The sequence below is a fragment of the Rhizobium sp. 268 genome (assembly GCF_036571585.1).
Classification (GTDB): domain Bacteria; phylum Pseudomonadota; class Alphaproteobacteria; order Rhizobiales; family Rhizobiaceae; genus Rhizobium; species Rhizobium redzepovicii.
In genome coordinates this window covers 415,795-436,234 of the sequence record NZ_JAPPSO010000004.1, presented here as the reverse complement: position 1 = coordinate 436,234, position 20,440 = coordinate 415,795, and the positions used below count along the sequence as shown (strand labels likewise).

Sequence of the window (20,440 nt, the reverse complement as noted above, 5' to 3'; positions counted from 1 at the left end):
GCTTGCTATACCAGCGCGTGGCTCACAGGTGTTTCAGCCCGGTTGATGAATTCGCCGATCGCCTCGACCGGAAGCGGCCTGCTCACCAGATAGCCCTGAAGCCTGTCGCAGCCCACACTGTGCAGCCATTCCGCCTGAGCCGGCGTCTCGACCCCTTCGGCCGTCACCTGCATGTCGAGGCCATGTGCGAGGTTGACGATGCAGCGGACGATCGTCTGGCTTTTCGGATCGCTTTCCAGATCGGTGATGAAGTATTTGTCGATTTTGATCGTGTCGAAAGGGAATGTCTTGAGATAGCTGAGTGAAGAATATTCGGTCCCGAAATCATCCAGCGAGATCCGTATCCCCAGTACGTTGAGCGTATTCAGCGTGTCGATGTTGTTGACGGTGCGCTCGAGCAGCACGCTTTCGGTGATCTCAAGCTCCAGACGCTCGGGCGGAAGTCCGACAAGGTCCAGCGTCTGCGATATGCGATCCGTGAGGCCGCTCGTCAGGAATTCTGCCGCCGAGACATTGACGGCCACGATGTAATTCTCAGGCCACTTCATCGCTTCGCGGCATGCCTGCTCCAAAACCCATGCGCCGATGTCAGGCATCATTCCATCGGCCTCGGCCATCGGAATGAATGCCGCCGGTGGAATATTTCCAAGCAGCGGGTGGTGCCATCTCAGCAACGCTTCGAACCCGACAATGCAGCCGCCTTCGGCAAGGGGTTGATATTCGACGAAGAATTGCTGTTGGTCCAAAGCCATGCGCAGGCTGCGGCGCAGCAATTCGCGTTGCTCCAGCAATTCCAGCATTGCGGCATCGAAGGCTTTTGCCCGGCCGCGCCCCTCTTGCTTGGCGGCATAAAGCGCAAGATCGGATGCCTTCATCAACTGCTCCGGATTGGTTCCATCTGGAGGAGCTGTGGATATGCCGATGCTGGTGCCGACAAAGACCGCGATGCCATCGATCGTGAAAGGCTTTTTGAATGCGGCAACCAAAGCTTCCGCCAACCGGTGCGCTTTGGCCGGATGTCCCGAGCCCCTGGAAATGACCGTGAATTCGTCGCCGGCCAGTCGGTAGGCTCTGTCATCGCTGGTCAGGCAGTCTTGAATACGCCTTGCGGCAAATTGAAGAAGCTTGTCACCGGCTGGATGCCCAAGCGTGTCGTTAACGGGCTTGAAATCGTCGAGGTCGAGCTGCATCAGAGACAGGGTCTCGTCCGAGCCTGCGGTCTCCTGCAGCAGCGCAGCAAGGTCGTCGCTGAACTGGCGTCGGTTCGGCAGTCCCGTCAGCGGATCGTGGGTCGCCAGATGCAAAAGGGTCGCGCGCTCATCGTCGACAAGCTCCTCGGAGCGAACCACGGCAAACAGCTCTCCGATCCGATAGATCGTCAGCCCGTGCGCGCCCGGCCTGCCCAGATCGCCCGATATTCGCAACGGCTGGGCGCTGTCATCCAAGGAGCGGAAAGCGAGCGTAATCGCTGATTTGTCCAGCTGTGGAAAATGCTCCCAAAGTGACGCGGCCGGTTTGACGGAAGCAGGCAGTTCATTGCCCAGCAAATTCTCGACGGGATTGAAGTCGCGGTCAAAGAACAAAAGCCGGTCGATCGAAGTCGAAGCTTCTGGCTGTGTTTGTCCGAGGGCCGAGCTGGCCGCACGAATTTTCCGCATCTTCGGGCCTCTCTCAGTCGAATGTCCTAACCAGATATCGTAGCAAATCAACTGTCGCACAACTTGTGCACGTCAAGATTTACATTAGGCACCCCTGATTAACAATCCCAAACCTCTGCCGACACGCTTACGATTTGGGGCACACTGCACTGATCCAACAGGGGATTTGCACGATGAGGACGCGGAGTAACGGGATTTAGGCAGCGGCGGCCCAGAGTTCACGCACCAGCTGCCGCAGCGCCAGGGCCTCAGCCCATCGATCGGTCGAGTCGTTGCCGTCTCTGCCGGTGATCGCATAGGGTTTGGGACCCAGCTCGCATGTAAAGATCAGTTCAGCGTCCTCGGCGGAGCGGGATCGCCAGTGGCGAAAACCATACTCCCACCACTCGATGAAGAGATCGACCCAGGGCCGGTGGTGCGGAAAGGAGATCTCGATCTGCACCTGTTCAGGCGAGGCAACCCGACCGTGAAATGCCTGGGTGTTCCCTAGGATGCGTCGGATCAGAGCGTGGTTTTCCTCATCGACCGGAAAGGCGAATTCGCGGCCGACGAGGAAATGCGACAGGTCGGCCAGCAGCGGGAGGTCGGGACGCTGATCGAGCAGATCCAGCGTAAAGAACAGGTCCGCGGTCATCCTGTCGCGATGCGTTTCAATGAACACGGGGATGCCGGCATCTTCCGCGAGCCGCATCCAGCCGTCGAGAAGCGGCAGGCAGGCATCGATGCGGCGCGGGCGGATATCGGGTTGCAGGTTGAGGTGGCTGACCGGAAACTCCGCGGCCAGTTCCAGCGGCAGACGCAGATCGTCGACAAAGCGAGGGAAGCAGCCCCCTTCGATCTTCAAGCCGCTGCCCCGGATGGCCTCGTTGAGGGCAACGACATCGCCCCGGTTGGTGTAATGCGCGCTGATGCCGTCGAAGCCCGCCTCTGAGATCATCGCGATGTTCTCGTCGAGTGTGCGCTCGAACCCATCCGTGTGCCGCCGCTCCATGGCCCAGAGCGATTGGAAGATCAGCAGCTTCTGTGTCATGCGGCCCGCGCGCTCTTAAGAAGCATTTTGAGGTTTACGCCCGGGTCTGCCAGTTCTGCGGGGCTGGGGCTGAGGCCCGCGGCAATCAGCATCTCGGCGAGCTTGATGTCTCTGGCCAGGCCATTGCCGGTGCCAAGGCCCGCGGATGCCGCGAGGCGTCCGTCGTCGAGATAAAACTCCAGTTCGCCCTCCGCGGCCGAACGCAGGACGATCTGATGGGCGGGCTGCGGCAGTCCCGCCACCTGGAGGCCGAGATCATACTGGTCTGACCAGAACCAGGGGAGGGCGCCGAAGGTCTCGGCGGCACCGGCCATATTTCGCGCCGCGGTCTCCGCCTGCGTCCTGGCGTTGCGCCAGCTTTCATAGCGGATATATCCGCCGCCCGGCTGGGCCACCGCCGCGCAATCGCCTGAAGCGAAGACGTTCGGTGCGCTGGTGCGAAGATCGGCGTCCGTCAGAATGCCGTTGCCGGTGGCCAGTCCCGCTGCTTCCGCCAAAGCGATGTCAGGCACCACTCCGATGGCGCTAACGACGAGATCAGCATGCACCAGACTGCCATCGGTCAGGGTGACGCCGTCGTCGCTGATCGCCGCCACGCCTCGATCGAGGTGAAAGCGCACGCCTTCCGCAACATGTCTGGCGTGCAGCGTTTCGGCAAAGCGGGCGGGGACGGCACGGCCCAAAGGTCTCAGCGCGGCTTCGATCACGCTGACCGAAACGTCCTTTCCGCGCAGGACCGCTGCGAGTTCCATCCCGATCAGGCCGGCGCCGATGATCGCCACGCTCCGGCCCGGCGCAACACGGGAGAAGATCGCTTCGGCATCGGCGTGGGTGCGGAAATCGAGTGCGCCCGCTGCACCGGGACATGTGAGCCGTCTCGGCCGCGCGCCGGTGGCCAGAAGCAGCTTTTCATAGTGGAGCACCCGGCCGTCGCTCAAGCGCACCGCTCCTGCGCCAGCATCCAGCTCGGCGGCCGACAAGCCCTTGAGATAGGTGATGCCGGCCGCATCCAGCGCTTCTGCAGCGCAGATCAGCTTCATCTGCACCGCATCGCCGACGGTCTTCGACAAAGGCGGCCGTTCATAGGGCAGGTGGGGCTCGGCGCCGACCAGCGTGACGGGCCCCGAATAGCCTGCTTCACGCAGGGCAAAGGCTGCCCGGGTGCCGGATTCGCCGGCGCCGATGATGACCATACCGTCCATGTTTTCTCCGTGAAAAAAGCGGCCGGCGCTCGTGACGACATAAAAACCAAGGCCTAAAGCGCTGCGCATGTCCGGGCGACATGCATCAAGCCAGAGCGACGCGAACCTCTCCGTCGATGACCTCTGCCGGATAGGTTTTCAGATTTTCGCAGGCCGGAAGCCTGATGGCCTCGCCAGTGCGATAGTCGAACGCGCCGGAATGTTTTGGACATTCCACCTCGAAATCCATCACCAATCCGTCGGCGAGATGGATCGCCTCGTGGGTGCAGAGCCCGGCGGTGCAGTAGACGCTATCATCCGGGCCACGGTAGATCGCGTAGGTGCGCCCGCCATGGTCGAAGCGGATGGCGCCTTCCTGTTCGATGTCGTCGAGTTTGCCAGCTGAAACCCAGGTCATTCGGCCGCTCCCCCGACTTCCAGGCGGGCCTTGCGGGCCGCGAGTTTTTCCTTGCGCCTGCGGTAGCGCTCCTGCATCTGCGCTTCGCCTTCGGGCGAGCCGTCGTGCCAGGTGCCGAACCATTTATCGAGCGGGATCAGTGCGTCGCCGTAGTTCACCTCGAAATATTTGTGGTGGAGGTAATGCGCATAGGCGTGGCTATCGACCAGTTTCTCCTTACCGATCTCGACCTTGTCGAAGCCGACATGGCCGGGAATGGCCCCGAAACCCGCATAGTGCAGCTGGTAGAGCATGAGGATCGGGTTGGAGGGCAGGAACAGATGGTAGAAGGCGGTCCCAAAATAAAGCAGGTGCTCGATCGGATGCATCGACAGCGACGACCAGGGTGAGGGGTTCACCGAATTGTGGTGGACCGAGTGCACCCATTTGTAGAGCAAGGGCGTGTGAATCAGCCGGTGTATACAGAAAAAATGGAACTCATGAATAATCGGCACCACGAGCGCGACAAGCGCCAGCGTCCATGGATTTTCCGCAAAGCTCAGCCACGGCGCGTAGCCATTGGCATAGGCCCAGAGCATGCCGACCTCGACGGCGGTCCAGATCGTCACACCCCACAGGAAGGTGCGCAGCATATTGTCGAGGTTCTGGCGTTCGAACCAGAAGGCGTTGCTCTTGTGGTCGGCCGGGAACTTGCCATTGTACTTGAAGCGGTTTTCCTGCCGTTTCAGCACGTAGAGATGCAGTTCGAAGGCGCCGTAGAACAGGAAGACCGCGACGGCGTTCACCGCATAGAGCCAGGCGATCCAGCCAAAGCTGAGCGTGCGCATTGTTTCCACCGGCGGAATGACCCAGGCCCAATAAGCGACGGCGGAGGCGGCAAAAATCGCATTCCAGGGAAAGAAGTAATGCGGAAGCCATTTCAGGACCGCCATCAGCCGCGGCGGAAACGCAAACAGCGGGGCGGTTTCGGCAGGCTGGTTCGGCGCCCAGTCGCCACGCTTGTTGCGCTTGCCGAATTTCAGATCATCCATTGGCATCTCCTTACGGCGGGCCGGATGTTTCCGCGTCCGCCCGCATCTCTCTGCTGACTGGAAATTAGCAGGGACGCCGGTAAATGCCGAAGCCTTCCTTGATCTGATTAGATCAAAGCCCTTCCTTGGTGATGGTAATAAAACGGATTGGTGCCTGGTCCGGTTTGATATCGGTCAGGCCAACCCGGCGCAGGATCAGATCGAGCGATCGTCTGGCCTGCGCCTCGGGCGCCTGGTCGAGTACCACATCCATGATGCCGTCCTGCAAGGCGCTGCGCGTATAATCGGTGAGTTCGTGGCCGACGAAGAAGATGCCGCGTTCGCGCGCCTGCCGCCGCAGCACACTGATCAGCGCCGAATTGCCACCGCCGGCATTGTAGAGGCCGGCAAGGTCCGGATACATCCGCAAGGCCGAAGACAGGAGTTCGGCGCCGAGATGCTCGTCGTCGAGACCGAACCCCAGCTGCTGGAAGCTGGTGGAGCCGGGATGCTCGAGAAAATAATCCGAAAAACCGCGGATGCGATCGCGGTGCACCTGATAGATCGGATGGCAGATCGCAAAGACCGGACCAGTCCGGCGTGCCATTCGGCTGATGAAGAGCGCTGCCGTCCGGCCGGCGGCATAATTGTCGATGCCGACGAATTCGCCTGTCCGTTCCGAGGCGCGAGTGACGACGTGGACCACCGGCAAGCCTTGGGCGCTGACCGTCTCGACGGCCGCGCCGATCACCGGATTGCTGGGCACCGCCAGGATCAGGCCGGCGCGCCGCAGGCCGGCCGACAAGATGCGGCGCGCGATTTCTTCCGGCTTCATCTCTTCGGTAAAGCTGCGATGCACGATCACCAGCGGGTCGAGGGTGGCCGCGATCCTCTCGAATGCTGCGGAGAGCCGCTGATAGAAGGTCGTTTCAGGACGGACCATCAACACCTCTATGCGCAGCAGGCCGCGATGCGTGTCCGGGAGCTTGCGGGGATAATCCAGTGCGCGCGCGGCAATGATCACCTTCTCGACCAGTTCCGGGCGAACGCCGCCGCGTCCGTTCAGGACCCGCTCGACCGTGGCCGTCCCGACGCCGGCATGGCGGGCGATATCCCGATAATTCGGCTTGTTCACTTTTCAGGTCCCTGGAATGGCCAACGCGATCGGATCGATCCTATGGGCAATCCGTCCCTCTTCATACACCGGAGCCTCGGAACGTACAGAGGCTGGTCGGTGCAGGGTTTGAGCGACACTTGTATCGCGGGTGTAGTCGATCTATGATTTCTTCCACTTCAGCATGAGATTGCAGGCAGTATTTCACCGTTAAACCGGACGCGGGGGACTTTGTCCTCCGGCCGGCCGAAGGAGCTGGGCAATGAAAATTCTCATGGTTCTCACATCGCATGACCAGCTGGGAAATACCGGCAAGAAGACCGGATTCTGGCTCGAGGAACTCGCCGCCCCTTATTTCGTCTTCCGTGATGCCGGGGCCGAGGTCGTGCTCGCTTCGCCCAAAGGAGGTCAGCCTCCGCTTGATCCGAAAAGCAACGAGCCGGCGTTTCAGACCGACGACACGCGCCGGTTCGAACGCGACCCGTCGGCAACGGCTGCGCTTGCCAACACGCTAAAACTGTCTGACATCGACCAGGCCGATTATGACACCGTGTTCTTTCCCGGCGGCCATGGCCCGCTCTGGGATCTGACAAACGACCGCAACGCCCACACGTTGATAGAGGAGACGCTTGCTGCGGGAAAACCGCTGGCGCTCGTCTGTCACGCGCCGGGGATACTGACCAAGGTCAAGGCTCCGGACGGCGGGCCGATCGCAAAGGGTCGGACGGTGACCGGATTTACCAATTCCGAGGAGGCCGCAGTGCAGCTCGTCGAGGTCGTGCCTTACCTGCTCGAGGACGTGCTGAAAGAGCAGGGGGCGAAGTTTTCGACGACGGCAGACTGGGCGGTGCATGTCGTCCAGGACGATCAACTGATTACCGGGCAGAATCCGGCCTCGTCGAAGCAGGCCGCACGCCTGCTGCTGCATGCGCTGAGCTGATATAGCCGGGGGTCGAGATGTTCACCAAACGGCGGCTGGCTTGGGCAACGCCCCTTCACCTTCCGCAGTTCGAAGGCATGCCGAGCTGACGGCTGCGCAGCCTCACGCGATTTTTCTTGAAGAAAAGATCGATCCCGTGTCGGATCGGCGAAGGCTTGTCCGTCCTTGGCGCGTTCATTCCGTCCACTACAAGGATCACCACCATGCCGAACACCATACGCCTGCACCGCGTTTTCGCGACCAGCCCGGAAAAGGTCTATCGCGCCTTTATCGAGGCGGACGCGCTTGCCAAGTGGCTGCCGCCGAATGGCTTTCTGTGCACCGTTCATCATATGGAGCCGGTCGTCGGCGGCACGTTCAGAATGTCGTTCCGCAACTTCACCACCGGCAACAGCCATGCCTTCGGCGGCGAATTCCGCGAACTCGTCCCGGGCGAACGCGTCCGCTACACCGACAAGTTCGACGATCCGAACCTGCCGGGCGAAATGGAAGTTACCGTGACGCTGAAAAAGGTCTCGGTCGGTACCGAGGTTGATATCACCCAGGCAGGCGTGCCCGACCTCATCCCGCCGGAGGCTTGTTATCTCGGCTGGCAGGAGTCGCTGAAAAACCTCGCCAGGGTGATCGAGCCCGATATCCAGGAATAGCGCGATTGCGCCAGGGCTACCGGGGCTGCATTACGAAACGGGAGCAAGCTCCCGGCATCGTCGATAGAATAGGATGCCACGTCGCCCCTCCGCTTTCGCCCCGGCTCCTATCCCCTCGGCCGGCAGTAGAAGGTAGGGCAGAGGCGTTGTCGGTCAATGACAGGCGGGGGTTGCGGCGTGTGCATGCCTGTACAACATTTGACAGGAAGCGCTCACCGGGTTCCTCATCTCTGTCCTTGGGTCAAAGGCCGAGAACAGAAATGAGGGAAAGGTGGGCTTCCACACAACTGTTGGCGGTGATATCGCCACCAGGTAAGCTGGCGGCACGCGCCGCTCAATTGCTCCCGTCGTTCGGCCGCGCCTTGGCGCTGTCGTTGCTGCTGTCCGAGGCAGTTTTGCCGTCGGGCTGCTGACCGAAATATGTGCCGCCGAGGTGGCCGCCGGCGCTGGTGTTTTTGACCTGCTGTTCGGCGCGTTTCTGTAGTTCACGGACGTTGGTCTTGCTCATCTTCGGCTCCCTGTTCGAGGTTGCGACCTCGGGACAACCGTTGGGGAACGACACTGTTCCATATTTTCTGCGGGAACACTTGGCGCCTTTCCCGGTTTTTCCTCCTCAACCAAGGAGAAACGACGATGGGCATGACGACCCCCAAAGATGGTGCTCCCGGCACCACAGATCAGTCTCCCCGATGGGAAGGCCCGAAGGGAAACACCCCGCGCGGCTATCTCAAAGCTAAAGACGATCCGGACCGCGATCGCGACGCGAAGGGCGAAAACAACCGCGATCCCGAGACCAAGGATCTCGGCGATGCGCTGAAGCAGAAGGGCGAATGAGATGGCCAACCCCGAGAAAGACGCGGCCGGCCAGTTCGCCAAATCCCGCGCCGACAGGAAGAGCACCGGCGTTGCCAGCGCCAAGCCGACCGTCATCACCGGCTCCGAAGATGCAACAGTGCACAAGAACCCGCCCGGCAAGAAGAAGCCGCAGAAGGATTGGGACATCAACTACGATCCCTCCGATATGAATGAGGGGCGGATGCGGTAGGCGAAGAATTCCCCTTTAAGTCTGCAGGCAAGCCGACCCCGGCTTTCGGCTTGTTGGGGGCGGCGATGCTCCTGCGGGTGGGCGTGAGGATGAGCTCTTAAAAATAAGCCGCGTGGTCAATATCGGCGAGCAGGTCCGGCTGGGTGGGCTGCCAGTTGAGGAGCGCGCGGGTGTGCTCGCTCGACGCTGGCACGTCGAAGCCCGCGAACATCGCGAACCAGCCGAAATGCGCAGCCGCTTCCTCGCGCGACTTCGAGACCACCGGAACATTGAGCCGCCGCCCGATCACCTCGGCGATCTTCCGGAACGGCACGCCCTCCTCGGCGACCGCGAGGAAGGGGCCGCCCACGGCGCCGCGCTCCAGCGCCAGCCGATAGAGGCGGGCGGCGTCGAGCCTGTGCACCGCCGGCCATCGGTTCTGGCCTTCGCCGATATAGGCCGAAACGCCCGTCCGCCGGGCGAAATCGATCAGGATCGGCACGAAACCGTGATCGCCGTGGCCATGCACCGAAGGCGGAAGCCGGACAGTCGAGGCGCGCACGCCGCGTGCCGCAAGTGATACCGCGGTGATTTCCGAGGCGCGGGGATAGGTCTCTGTGGTGGGCATGGGCGGATCTTTTTCGGTGCCGACGCGGCCGGGCGCATGGCCGAGGCCTGCGGTGACCAGCAGGGGACGGCTGGAGCCTTGGAGAGCTTCGCCGAGCGCCTCGATGGCGCGCCGGTCGAGGGCGCAGTTTTCGGCGAATTTCGAGAAATCATGGTTGAAGCCCGTGTGGATGACGCCATCGGCCTCGGCGGCGCCGCGCTTCAGGCTCTCTACATCCTCGAGCGTGCCGCGATGGACCGCAGCGCCGGCGGCCGCCAATTCCTCAGCTCCTTTTTCCGAGCGGGTGAGGCCAAGCACCTGGTGTCCGCCGGCGATCAATTCACTAACGACGGCCGAGCCAACCCAGCCGGTGGCTCCGGTTACGAATACGCGCATGTCAGCGTCTCCTGTTTTGCTGGAGACAGATATCGACCACGCTGCTATCATGGTAAAGTAGTGATATTATCATGGTATAATGCCTAACAGGATGAGCGAATTCGTCACCTCCGAAAACCGGCTGGGCGCCTATCTGAAGGACCGCCGCGCCAAGCTCGATCCGGCCGCGCTCGGCTTTGCCGGCGAGCGTCGCCGCACGCCGGGGCTACGCCGCGAGGAGGTAGCAGGCCGCGCCAATATCAGCCCCACCTGGTACACCTGGCTGGAGCAGGGGCGCGGCGGCGCGCCGTCGGCCGACGTGCTCGACCGGATTTCGCGGGCGCTGATGCTCACCGATATCGAGCGCGAGCATCTTTTCCTTATCGGCCTCGGCCGCCCGCCCGAGGTGCGCTATTGCAGGCAAGACGGGGTGACGCCCAGGCTGCAGGGCGTGCTCGATGCACTGGACCCGAGCCCGGCGCTGATCCGCAACGCCATCTGGGACGTGATTGCCTGGAACCGGGCGGCAACCATGCTGCTGACCGACTACGGCGCACTGCCGCCGGAAGAACGCAACGTGCTGCGCTTCATCTTCCTCGAGCCGCGCGTGCGCGCAGCCCAGCACGACTGGGAAAGCGTCGCCCGCTTCGTCGTTGCAGCCTTCCGTGTGGACGCGGCCCGCGCGGGTGCTGCGGCCGAGGTCGAGCCCTTGGTCGACGAACTCTGCCGCAAGAGCCCGGAATTCCTGGAAATGTGGCGTGACAACGATGTCCGCACCCACGGCGAGGGCGCCAAACACATCAAGCACCCGGTGCTGGGGTTGCTCGCCTTCGAATACTCAGCATTTCAGGTGGATGGCCGCCCGGATCTCAGCATGGTGGTGTATAATCCTGCCACGGCGGAGGATGCGGAGAAAATCAGAGGGCTGGTGGGGTGAGGTATTAGTCGGGTTCTCAGTGCGGGACTTATGCGAGGCGCACCCGGCTCGTCCTTCGAGGCGCCAGCCTTCGGCTTCTGCGCCTCAGAATGACGCTCTCCTTAGCGGAGACGATTCATCTCCAACGTCGTCTATGATTTTCCGCAGGGGATACTCTCTACATCCCAAATTCGGAGATCGTCGAAATCTCCGTGTCTGGATATCTTGGACATGCTCTTCGCTGACCGGGTTTCAGCTGGCCAAGCGGCGACGTCGCCCCGTCCGTTCTTGCACCGGGCGACGTCTAGTCAACAGCGGCGGCCCTACTGCAGCGTGCGCGTCTGGATCTGCTCTACGGCTGGCTGAGAAGCGGAGGCGGGCACGGCGCCGCCTTCCAGGCCGGTCGCCACGACCGAGACGCGGAACCTGCCGTCAAGGCTGCGGTCGAAAATCGCGCCGACGACGATATCGGCGTCGTCCTGCACTTCGTCGCGAATGCGGCTTGCGGCTTCGTCGACTTCGAACAGGGTCATATCCGAACCGCCGGAGATCGAGATCAGCACGCCCCTGGCGCCCCGCATCGAGATATCGTCGAGAAGCGGGTTGGCAATTGCCGCTTCCGCCGCCTTCATCGCGCGGCTTTCACCGGAGGCTTCGCCAGTGCCCATCATGGCGCGGCCCATGCCGCGCATGACCGATTTCACGTCGGCAAAATCGAGGTTGATCAGGCCTTCCTTGACGATCAGGTCGGTAATGCAGCCGACGCCGGCATAGAGCACGCGGTCAGCCGTCATGAAGGCATCGGCGAAAGTGGTTTTCGCATCGGCAATGCGGAAAAGGTTCTGGTTGGGGATGACGATGACCGTATCGGCCGCCTGGCGAAGCGCCTCGATGCCGATTTCCGCCATCCGCATGCGGCGGTTGCCTTCGAAGGTAAAGGGCTTGGTGACGACGCCAACCGTCAGGATGCCGGCCGCACGTGCGGCGCGGGCGATGACGGGTGCTGCGCCCGTGCCCGTTCCGCCGCCCATGCCGGCGGTGACGAAGCACATGTGCGAGCCGGCCAGATGATCCATGATCTCATCGATCGATTCCTCGGCCGCCGCGTGGCCGACCTCCGGCAGGGAACCGGCGCCCAGACCCTCGGTCACATTGGCGCCGAGCTGGATACGGCGCGTCGCCTTGGAGGTGGCGAGCACCTGAGCATCCGTGTTTGCGGCGACGAATTCGACGCCTGCCAGGTTTTCCGCGATCATATTGTTGATCGCATTGCCACCACCACCGCCGACGCCGATCACAGTAATGTGCGGCCGCAGTCCCGAAATGCCGCCCTTGGCGTCCGTCATCGCGCTCTCCTTTGATGCTTCGTTCACGCCACGCCCTCGTCGCGGATAGCGAATCGGCGCTTAGGATAGCCGCCCAACAAGGCGGAGGCGAGGCGAAAGACGTCTCAGCGGGAGAGATCAAGATCGGGACGGGGCTTGGTGCTTTTCAGGGAGGGCGCCGTGGCGGCCACTCCTTGAACTGGATGCGTGGACCGGTTTCGGCCCATGAATTGGAACCAGGATCGCACCCGTGCTGTTTAACTGGAAGGACGATCGGTCTTTTAGTTCACCTATGGAGGAGCGCGACATGCATACGACCCGATCGAAAGAACTGGCGGATGAATATCTGCGACTGGGCGGTAAACGGCTGGCCAAGATCGATGATAATATCGTCAAGATCCGCCACTGGGAGGATGACACGCCGGAGGCCGAGGCTTTCTGGCAGAAGAACATTGAGCCGCTGGATGAGCGGCGCCGCGTAGAGGTCGAAACGCACCTTCCCACGATCAACGACAGGTGATCGCAGCGATTTCCCGCAAGCCACTATCGATCGCGCCGGCTGTCCAGTCGGCACTGGGGCGACAGGCGGATCGTGCATCCGTCCCTACGAGATCGCTAGGGAAACGCGTCAATGAAGTTTTGATACACAATATAGAAGTGTTCGCCAACCTTGCTGACGCTGAAAGGCCAGTCCGAACCAGGATAGAGATTGACGCATTCTTTCTTTTCCGAGCACAATTTTTGGGTTCGCTGTTGCCAGGCGGTGGATTGCTCGCCTCTGGGCAGGGCAATCTCATCACTCTCATCGTACACAAGCGTCGTGGATGTTGTCGCCTTGAACATACTGTCCCATGCAAATGTCCCGAATCGCGGCTCACCGCTCGTCACATCGGTTCGTACGATCTCTGCGAGATACGCTTGTTTGTTCCAAGCAAATCGAACGCTGTCTGGCGTTATGCTGGTAGCCGCAACGATGTAAATAATGACTATCCACGGAAGAGGCGTGAGCAAGAGTGACACGACACGCCACCAGCGCCGCCGCGCCAAGTTGATGCAAAAGGAACCGACGATGGCGATCACTGTCAGCGCGAGAGTGATAAGGCCGATGGTCCACCAGTCCCATTTGGGGGCCAGCCACCATAGCCAATTTTGCGCCGGGTACGGCAATAACCAGATGGCATATGTCCACGTAAACTTGTCGCCACGTTTTTCCGACTCTGCCACGTTTAGCTACCGGTCATTTTTTGATTCCCTGATCAACAATAACACGCAGGATAGATGGCGATTTGAAGAATAGGGGTGGCACTGATGACCTATCTGAAACAGCCTGCTGATCGCGGCCGTGATGCGGCCGACAAAGCCGACCTCAGATTGTTTGGGAAGAACGCCGATGGCGCGCCGTACCGCACGTTTTCGAGCATTGCGGAAGCTGTTCGCGCCGAAGGGAAAACGCCGACGCTCGCCGTCAACGCCGGCATGTACCGCTCCGATTTTTCACCGATGGGACTTTATGTCGAGAACGGTCGGGAATTGAAACCCGCCAATTCGGCCACCCCCAGACCTCCGCCCGTCGCCAGGAATTTTCGGTTTCTAGCCATACTGAGGACGATCATCTCATCATTCTAACCCGATCTGCGGTCATGCTATGAATCGATTCGCATAGGTGACGTCGATGAGGGATTTCCATGAATTCATATCGCGCAGCAGTTTTGGTTGTCGCCTCGGCTTTGCTGGCGCTGTCGGCCTCGGAAGCATCCGCCTGTAGTTGCAAAGAGGTGTCCACGAAAGAAAGCTTCGCTAGTTCCGATTTGGTCGTAAGAGGCCGCATGAAGCTGGTGACTTACGGTGTCTAGATGCCGGGTGGCGGGTCGGACGGCGAAACAATACGGATGACGCGTGGCGAATTTGAGATCCAGAAAGTGCTGAAGGGAACCTTCAAGGGCAAAAACCTGTCGATGTATACGGGTTCCGGTATGGGAGATTGCGGTCGTTTAGGAGAGTTCATCGCTTCGGCATATAACTACAGCGATAAGAAATTCGTCGTCGAATTCGGCTTGTCAAAAGCCGAACACGCCGGGGAAACTCTCTATTTCACGTCAATCTGTGATTACATAAAGGGTCCGAAGGACGGCCAACAATAACACCGTCCTCAAGCGTCGTCCGGTTCATAAAGGTTGCCGCCGGCACGACGCCTACCGCCCCAACCCCACCGCCACCGGCAAACACAACACACACCGCAACCCCACCACCCCATTCGCCTCCAACACCAAAGACCCGCCGTAAAGCCCCGCAAGTTCGCTCACGATACTCAGCCCAAACCCATTCCCCGGCACTTGCTCATCCTCCCGCACGCCAGGGAGCAGCACAGCATCCAGCCGGTCTGCCGGTATCCCCGGCCCGTCGTCCTCGATCGTGATACGGGCGGTCGGGCCGTCGCGGCGGGCGCGGAGGGTGACGTGGGAGGTGGCCCATTTGAAGGCGTTGTCGATCAGGTTTCCGAGCATTTCCTCGACATCGCTTTCGTCGCAGGCGACGCGCAGGCCTTTGGCGATATCGGTGTCGAAGGCGATCTTGCGCTCGGCATGAATCTGGCTGATGGCCCGGTGGAGATCGGCGACCGAGGCCGCCAGGTCGATGCTGGCGACATTGTCCGTCGAGGCCATCACGCGGCGAGCGGCGGCGAGGTGGTGTTTGATCCTGTTGTCGATCCGGGCGGCGAGGCTGCGTAAGGCGCCTTGCGGATCGTTTTTCTCGTCGAGCGCCAGCAACAGGCTCGCCACCGGCGTTTTGAGGCCGTGGGCGAGGTTGGCGAACTGCATGCGGGTTGCCGCGAGCCGCTCCTCATTGGCCGCCAGCAACGCATTGGTTTTCAGCGCGAGCGGCGCAAGCTCGACGGTCGCCTCATCGGGCAGGCGGGCGCGTTCTCCCCGGTTGATGGCATCGATATTGGCTGCCATGGATTTCAAGGGGCGCAGGCCGAAGCGGATCTGCCAGAGCGTGCCGGCCATCAGCACGAGGCCGAGCAGCAGCATGGAGGGAACCAGCCAGAAGAGCGCGCGGAGCGCGGGGCCGACGAGGGCGATCATCGGCGCCGTCGTGGTGATTGTCAGCGTCATGCCGTCGATGCTGCGGATGGCCTGCCGAAGATAGAGCGGTCGTCTTCCGCGATCACCGCCCGTGCCTGATGTCGGCATGCCCATCAGCACATGGCGCAGATCCTGCCGGGGCGGCGGCGCGTCGATCGTGCCGTTCATCAGGGAGCGGGAGGTCAGGCGCTGTTGCCCGTCGTCGATCTGCCAGTACCAGCCGGATGACGGGCGATCGAAGGGCGGTGCGTCGAGCGGCGCGGACAAGGTGATCCTGCCTTGCGCATCGCGCGTCACCGCGCCGGCAAGGGCGCCGATCTGGGTGTCCAGACGCTGATCGACCTGCTCGCGCACCACCGTCTTCAGCGCCAGCCAGAGCACGATCGCGGCCACAACGAGCGCCAGCGTCACGAAGATGCCGGAGAACATCAGCAGCCGGCCGGCGATCGATCTCGGTTTGAGGGCGGGTGCCTTCATGATGCCGACGTCAGCATATAGCCGCGGCCGCGCACCGTCTCGATGCGATCACCCCCGAGCTTCTTGCGCAGCCGGGCGATGATCACTTCGATGGAATTGGAGTCGACCTCGGCATCACCGTCATAGACGCGCTCGGTCAGCTCCCGCCGGTCGACGACCATCTCCTTGCGCAGCATCAGGCAGGAGAGCACTCGCCATTCCAGCGCCGTCAACTTCAGCGGCAGGCCGTCGAGTTCGAAGGTGCCGAGCTGGGCATCGAAGACCAGCGCGCCGCAGGTCAGCCGCGCGGCGGCGTGGCCGGCCGCCCGGCGCACCAGGGCGCGCAGGCGCAACACCAGCTCTTCCACCTTGAAGGGCTTGGCGAGAAAATCATCGGCGCCGGCCTTGAAGCTTGCGACCTTGTCCGGCCAGCCGTCGCGCGCCGTCAGCACCAGAACCGGCAGGTCGCGGCTGCCATCGCGCCATTCCTTCAGCACGCTGACGCCATCGATCTTCGGCAGGCCGAGGTCAAGGATCGCGACATCGAAGAGTTCGGTCAGGCCCGCATGGAGAGCGTCCTCGCCGTTGCGCGCGATATCGACCACGAAGTTTTCCGATCGCAACACGGCGGCGATCCGGCCGCTGAGGTCTTCGTCATCTTCGACGAGCAATACGCGCATGGGGCAGGGCTTTCCTCAAGGCTGGGCATCTCTGGGGACAGGCCAAAACTATCGGGCCGAGCTTAACTCAATCTGAACGGAGAGGTTCAGGCGGGCGAGGGGACGGGGCGGTTAGAGTGCGGCAACGACTGATGCAAGGAGCAGATATATGCCGAATGAAGACCAGGACAACGTGCATACCGAGGGCGCAGCCATGCCCATCCCGCCAAGACAGCGCCGGCGTCGGCTGGCGCTTCCCATCATCGCCGCCGCCGTGGCGCTGGTCATTGGGGCTGCCGGGGGCGCCGGTGCTGTCAAAATGATGCGTCCGACGCCGGAAATGGCGCCGCTGACGCCGGTGGCGATTTCGGCCATGCCCGCATCGAGCCTCGTGACGATCAAAGGCAAGGTCGCCGAGATCTACGGCAACAAGTTCGTGTTGCAGGACGACAGCGGCAAGGCGCTTATTGAAGCCGGCCGAGCCGGTGAGGGCGGCACTCTCGTTAGCCGTGACGAAGCTGTCACCGTACAGGGACGCTTCGACGACGGCTTCGTGCGTGCGAGCTACCTCGTTCGCCAGGACGGACGAACCGAAGCGCTGGGTCCGCCGAAAGGTCCGCCGCATAGACGATTTGAGGATTTCGATCACAGGCCTTGACGGGCCATGAACCATAGCCGCGCTGCGGTGTTTACAGACATGCTTCTCAATTCCGGCAAAGGAACAATTCCCATGCAAAGATTTCTCCTATCAGGCCTTGCTCTTGCCGCACTCGCCGGCGCCGCCTTCGCTCAACAACCGCCCATCCCGCCGCCCGCCGCGACCCCACCCGCTGCGGTCGACCCGGCCTCGCCACCGCCACCGCCGCCAACGAACCCGTCTGCTTCCGCCGATGACGAGCGGATGATGGGCGAGCCGGATGCGCGGCCGGGAGATCGGCCCGATGATCGGTGGCATCGTTCTAGAGACGATATGGGTTTCCGTGACGACAGAGGCTTCCGTGGTTTCCGTGGTCATCGCCCGTCACCGCCACCGCCGTCCAAGGCAGCGCATTTCCGGATCGAGGATGGGAACACCCGGATCGATCTGAAATGCGCCGAGGACGAACCGATGAAGGCCTGCGCCGATCTGCTGCTCCAGGTGATGGACCGCCTGCAGGGCCAGGACTAGGCTTGAACATCCTGGCATAGCCGGGACGCCGCACGACATTGCAACCGTCCGCGTTCTCTCGCGGGCGGCTTTGCGAAGGCCACCGTCGCCGACAGCCGCCATTCGTCTCCTCCGCAAGCATTGACGGCGGCCCGATTTGGCTTTAGCTGTGACGCTATGAAAATCGCAATGGTTCTGGCATTGGTGATCGGGCGCATGGGCAGGATGGTGTAACCATCCGGCGAAAGCACCCATGCGCGGTAAGCAGGCTCCTGACGGGGCCTTTTTTTATGCCCTGAATCCGGGGCGGGCGCCTCGTCGGACTTTCCACACATCATCACACTGATCAAGGAACGGAACCATGAGATCCCGTCATTCCATCGACACCCCGCGCGCGCAGATGACCGGCGCTGAAATCGTTCTCCAGGCGCTGAGAGACAATGGCGTCAAGCATATATTCGGCTATCCCGGCGCTGCCGTACTGCCGATCTACGACGAGCTTTTCCAGCAGGAAGACATCAGACACATTCTGGTTCGCCATGAACAGGGAGCCGGCCATGCCGCCGAGGGGTACGCCCGGTCAACGGGCAAGGTCGGCGTTATGCTGGTGACCTCAGGACCCGGCGTCACCAACGCGATCACGCCCCTTCAGGACGCCTTGATGGATTCCGTGCCGCTCGTCTGCCTGTCCGGTCAGGTGCCGACGACGCTGATCGGGTCCGATGCGTTTCAGGAATGCGATACCGTCGGCATCACCCGAGCCTGCACGAAACACAATCGGCTGGTCAACGACGTTAATGAGCTCGCGGCGGTCATCCACGAGGCCTTTCGCATCGCCGGATCAGGCCGGCCCGGACCCGTTCTGGTCGACATGCCCAAAGACGTGCTGTTTGCAAGCGGCAGTTATTCACTGCGTGAGGCTGTCGCCCCGGGACCGAGCTACCAGCCGGACAACAGCTGCGGCATCAGGGAGATCGAGGCTGCAATCGCTTTGATGACAGCGGCACGCAGGCCGGTTATCTGCGTGGGCGGCGGCGTCATCAATTCCGGTCCCGAAGCGGTAAATCGGCTGCGCGAGCTGGTCGATCTCACCGGCTTTCCCGTCACGTCGACGCTGATGGGGCTCGGCGCCTATCCGGCTTCCGGCCCGAACTGGCTGAAGATGGCCGGGCTTCACGGCTCCGATGAGGCCAACATGGCAATGCAGGACTGCGACCTCATGCTGTGCATCGGGGCGCGCTTCGACGGCGGGCTGGCCGTCGGCGTCGATGGTTTTTCACCGCATTCCCGGAAGATTCAGATCGATATCGATGCTGCCTCGCTCAACAAGACCGTGCGCGCCGATATCGGTATCCAGGGCGATGCGGGCGGCGTGCTTGCCGAATTCCTTCGTCTCTGGCGAGCGCTGCCGGGCGCCGGACCGGGCGAGATTGGCCGACTGGTGGAGCATGATTGCGGGCTGGCGCGCACGGCGATCGTTTTCCTATGCGGTGCGCGAGGACGTCATCATGCCGCAATATGCCATCGAGCGGCTTTACGACCTGACGAAGGATCGGGATACCTACATCACGACGGAGGTCGGCCAGCATCAGATCTGGGCGGCGCAATATTACGGCTTCGAGCAGCCGAACCGCTGGATGACATCAGGCGGCCTGGGGACGATGGGATACGGGCTGCCTGCCGCCCTCGGCGTGCAGATCGCCAATCCCGACAGCCTCGTCATCGACATGGCCGGTGACGCCTCCGTGCAGATGACGATGAAGGAAATGTCGGCCGCCGTGCAGCACAACGCGCCCATCAAGATCTTCATTCTCAACAGCGGCGATCAGGGATCGGTTCGGCAGCACGGAAATCCGGATTTCGTGAAACTGGCGGAAGCCTATGGCGGACACGGCATTCGCTGCGAGAGGCCCGCCGAACTCGATGATGCGATCCTGGAGATGATCGAGGTGAACATGCCTGTTCTGTTCGACTGCCGCGTCGCCGAACTCGCCGACCGCCTGCCGATGATCGGGCCGGGCCGGGCGCGCAACGAGATGCTGCTGTCCGGCGAGGTTGGCGCCGCGCTGTTTGCCGCGTCAGCTGATGGAGTGGGGCGCGTCGAAAGCGCGTCGCATCAAACTTGATTCATGCGACGCGCTTTAGCTCTTTGGTTGAATGGATGTCGTTCTCCCGGAACCGCTGCACACTTCCTGGCGACATGCATTAGCGGCTTTGGAGCATGGTTTGAAAATGTCAGTCGCAGCGGTGGATTCTGCGACTGGCGTCGAGTCATCAGGCCGCCGCCGATGTGGCCTTGTGCCGGCAGCATCATCGCGGCGCCAACCTGATCTCGCTCAATATCTCCACAGGCGGAAACCGGACACAATCGACGGCATCGAAATTTACCGAGAACTGCATGCTATTTTCGTTCGCCCATTTGATCGCGGCCGCTGATTTCGCCTCCGGCACTTTCGCTGCAATGGTGCAGTGAGGCGCCCAATTGCCGGGTCGATAGTGCCCATGACAGAAGGCAGGATCAATCTTTCGATGGAAAGCCGCGTGCAGTTGGAGAAGAGCGTCGTCTGGGATCGGGCGCGCCCAGAGAACGAGGAACTCGTTCTGAAAATAGCCGATGCCCGAAAAGGCTAAGGTGACGGTGGAGCGCGCGCGGAAAACACTTTCAAGCGCCTCGCCCAATCGATCTGCATCAAACGCCTGATAAACTGCGAGGGTCAGATGGGGAGGATAATTCAAGGTCCGCATCGAAGCCGTCTCTTCGAATGCCGCCGCTTCATCCCAGAGTTTGAAAACCGGCGATGCGGTCTCGTTCAGACATTTGAGGCTGATCCCGTAAGGCATTTGCGA

At 61.7% G+C, this 20,440-nt stretch carries 22 protein-coding genes and 3 pseudogenes; 12 read left to right on the top strand and 13 right to left on the bottom strand.

Annotation, left to right across the window (positions count from 1 at the left end):
• Positions 1-5: 5 nt before the first annotated feature.
• From OS035_RS10885 to OS035_RS10860, 6 genes are all read right to left on the bottom strand, one after another.
• Positions 6-1,658, bottom strand: coding sequence for a putative bifunctional diguanylate cyclase/phosphodiesterase (locus OS035_RS10885; RefSeq protein WP_331813670.1), 1,653 nt, complete (start codon positions 1,656-1,658; stop codon positions 6-8).
• 196 nt (positions 1,659-1,854) lie between these two features.
• A complete protein-coding gene (locus OS035_RS10880; RefSeq protein ID WP_183779551.1) occupies positions 1,855-2,688 on the bottom strand; it encodes a sugar phosphate isomerase/epimerase family protein in 834 nt (277 codons plus the stop codon).
• Positions 2,685-3,890 (bottom strand): NAD(P)/FAD-dependent oxidoreductase, encoded by a 1,206-nt coding sequence (locus OS035_RS10875; protein WP_097625996.1) that lies wholly within the window; start codon positions 3,888-3,890, stop codon positions 2,685-2,687. The genes OS035_RS10880 and OS035_RS10875 overlap by 4 nt, the downstream gene beginning before the upstream one ends.
• 85 nt (positions 3,891-3,975) lie before the next feature.
• Positions 3,976-4,287, bottom strand: coding sequence for a MocE family 2Fe-2S type ferredoxin (locus tag OS035_RS10870; protein ID WP_097625995.1), 312 nt, complete (start codon positions 4,285-4,287; stop codon positions 3,976-3,978).
• Positions 4,284-5,318 carry a sterol desaturase family protein gene (locus OS035_RS10865; protein ID WP_097625994.1) on the bottom strand — a complete coding sequence of 345 codons (1,035 nt, stop codon included), beginning with the start codon at positions 5,316-5,318 and terminating at the stop codon, positions 4,284-4,286. The genes OS035_RS10870 and OS035_RS10865 overlap by 4 nt, the downstream gene beginning before the upstream one ends.
• A gap of 112 nt (positions 5,319-5,430) precedes the next feature.
• Positions 5,431-6,432 carry a LacI family DNA-binding transcriptional regulator gene (locus OS035_RS10860; protein WP_183855251.1) on the bottom strand — a complete coding sequence of 334 codons (1,002 nt, stop codon included), beginning with the start codon at positions 6,430-6,432 and terminating at the stop codon, positions 5,431-5,433.
• 241 nt (positions 6,433-6,673) lie between these two features.
• Between OS035_RS10860 and OS035_RS10855 the strand changes: the two genes are divergently transcribed.
• From OS035_RS10855 to OS035_RS10845, 3 genes and pseudogenes are all read left to right on the top strand, one after another.
• A complete protein-coding gene (locus tag OS035_RS10855; RefSeq protein WP_310807672.1) occupies positions 6,674-7,351 on the top strand; it encodes a type 1 glutamine amidotransferase domain-containing protein in 678 nt (225 codons plus the stop codon).
• Positions 7,352-7,356: 5 nt separating this feature from the next.
• A pseudogene (locus OS035_RS10850) lies at positions 7,357-7,440 on the top strand (GFA family protein); the annotation flags it as partial.
• Between the two features lie 114 nt (positions 7,441-7,554).
• Positions 7,555-7,998 carry an SRPBCC family protein gene (locus tag OS035_RS10845; RefSeq protein ID WP_183855247.1) on the top strand — a complete coding sequence of 148 codons (444 nt, stop codon included), beginning with the start codon at positions 7,555-7,557 and terminating at the stop codon, positions 7,996-7,998.
• A gap of 334 nt (positions 7,999-8,332) precedes the next feature.
• Here the strand turns inward: OS035_RS10845 and OS035_RS10840 are convergent, their stop codons facing one another.
• Entirely contained in the window at positions 8,333-8,506 is a 174-nt protein-coding gene (locus tag OS035_RS10840; RefSeq protein WP_003593709.1) for a hypothetical protein, read from the bottom strand.
• 125 nt (positions 8,507-8,631) lie between these two features.
• On the opposite strand from OS035_RS10840, the gene OS035_RS10835 reads away from it, so the two are divergent.
• Together OS035_RS10835 and OS035_RS10830 are read left to right on the top strand one after the other, a co-directional pair.
• Positions 8,632-8,832, top strand: a complete 201-nt coding sequence (locus tag OS035_RS10835) for a hypothetical protein (RefSeq protein WP_012558107.1) — start codon at positions 8,632-8,634, stop codon at positions 8,830-8,832.
• Between the two features lies 1 nt (position 8,833).
• Positions 8,834-9,043, top strand: a complete 210-nt coding sequence (locus OS035_RS10830; protein WP_183855246.1) for a hypothetical protein — start codon at positions 8,834-8,836, stop codon at positions 9,041-9,043.
• Positions 9,044-9,140: 97 nt separating this feature from the next.
• Here the strand turns inward: OS035_RS10830 and OS035_RS10825 are convergent, their stop codons facing one another.
• On the bottom strand, positions 9,141-10,025 hold the full coding sequence (locus OS035_RS10825; protein WP_310804993.1) for an SDR family oxidoreductase: 885 nt from the start codon (positions 10,023-10,025) through the stop codon (positions 9,141-9,143).
• A gap of 91 nt (positions 10,026-10,116) precedes the next feature.
• Between OS035_RS10825 and OS035_RS10820 the strand changes: the two genes are divergently transcribed.
• Positions 10,117-10,941 carry a helix-turn-helix transcriptional regulator gene (locus OS035_RS10820; protein ID WP_097625987.1) on the top strand — a complete coding sequence of 275 codons (825 nt, stop codon included), beginning with the start codon at positions 10,117-10,119 and terminating at the stop codon, positions 10,939-10,941.
• A gap of 302 nt (positions 10,942-11,243) precedes the next feature.
• Here OS035_RS10820 and ftsZ read toward each other — a convergent pair whose 3' ends face one another.
• Positions 11,244-12,266: a cell division protein FtsZ gene (ftsZ, locus tag OS035_RS10815; RefSeq protein ID WP_331813669.1), complete on the bottom strand. Its 1,023-nt coding sequence runs from the start codon at positions 12,264-12,266 to the stop codon at positions 11,244-11,246.
• Positions 12,267-12,552: 286 nt separating this feature from the next.
• On the opposite strand from ftsZ, the gene OS035_RS10810 reads away from it, so the two are divergent.
• On the top strand, positions 12,553-12,765 hold the full coding sequence (locus OS035_RS10810) for a hypothetical protein (protein WP_245426816.1): 213 nt from the start codon (positions 12,553-12,555) through the stop codon (positions 12,763-12,765).
• 95 nt (positions 12,766-12,860) lie between these two features.
• Here the strand turns inward: OS035_RS10810 and OS035_RS10805 are convergent, their stop codons facing one another.
• A complete protein-coding gene (locus OS035_RS10805) occupies positions 12,861-13,469 on the bottom strand; it encodes a hypothetical protein (protein ID WP_331813668.1) in 609 nt (202 codons plus the stop codon).
• A gap of 132 nt (positions 13,470-13,601) precedes the next feature.
• On the opposite strand from OS035_RS10805, the pseudogene OS035_RS10800 reads away from it, so the two are divergent.
• Positions 13,602-13,790: pseudogene (locus OS035_RS10800) on the top strand (phosphodiester glycosidase family protein); the annotation flags it as partial.
• A 344-nt stretch (positions 13,791-14,134) separates the two neighbouring features.
• Positions 14,135-14,386, top strand: coding sequence for a hypothetical protein (locus OS035_RS10795; protein WP_097625984.1), 252 nt, complete (start codon positions 14,135-14,137; stop codon positions 14,384-14,386).
• Between the two features lie 51 nt (positions 14,387-14,437).
• On the opposite strand, the gene OS035_RS10790 is transcribed toward OS035_RS10795, so the two are convergent.
• Both OS035_RS10790 and OS035_RS10785 read right to left on the bottom strand, forming a co-directional pair.
• The gene (locus tag OS035_RS10790; protein WP_097625983.1) at positions 14,438-15,808 is read right to left on the bottom strand and encodes a sensor histidine kinase; all 1,371 of its coding nucleotides are present in this window, start codon (positions 15,806-15,808) and stop codon (positions 14,438-14,440) included.
• Entirely contained in the window at positions 15,805-16,467 is a 663-nt protein-coding gene (locus OS035_RS10785) for a response regulator transcription factor (protein WP_097625982.1), read from the bottom strand. Before OS035_RS10785 ends, OS035_RS10790 begins: the two co-directional genes overlap by 4 nt.
• Positions 16,468-16,615: 148 nt before the next feature.
• On the opposite strand from OS035_RS10785, the gene OS035_RS10780 reads away from it, so the two are divergent.
• From OS035_RS10780 to ilvB, 3 genes and pseudogenes are all read left to right on the top strand, one after another.
• Positions 16,616-17,104: a hypothetical protein gene (locus tag OS035_RS10780; RefSeq protein WP_097625981.1), complete on the top strand. Its 489-nt coding sequence runs from the start codon at positions 16,616-16,618 to the stop codon at positions 17,102-17,104.
• A 72-nt stretch (positions 17,105-17,176) separates the two neighbouring features.
• Positions 17,177-17,614: a hypothetical protein gene (locus tag OS035_RS10775; protein ID WP_331813667.1), complete on the top strand. Its 438-nt coding sequence runs from the start codon at positions 17,177-17,179 to the stop codon at positions 17,612-17,614.
• 340 nt (positions 17,615-17,954) lie between these two features.
• Positions 17,955-19,719 (top strand): annotated as a pseudogene (ilvB, locus tag OS035_RS10770) (biosynthetic-type acetolactate synthase large subunit).
• 184 nt (positions 19,720-19,903) lie between these two features.
• Here the strand turns inward: ilvB and OS035_RS10765 are convergent.
• The gene (locus tag OS035_RS10765; protein WP_097625979.1) at positions 19,904-20,434 is read right to left on the bottom strand and encodes a 2'-5' RNA ligase family protein; all 531 of its coding nucleotides are present in this window, start codon (positions 20,432-20,434) and stop codon (positions 19,904-19,906) included.
• Positions 20,435-20,440 lie beyond the last annotated feature (6 nt).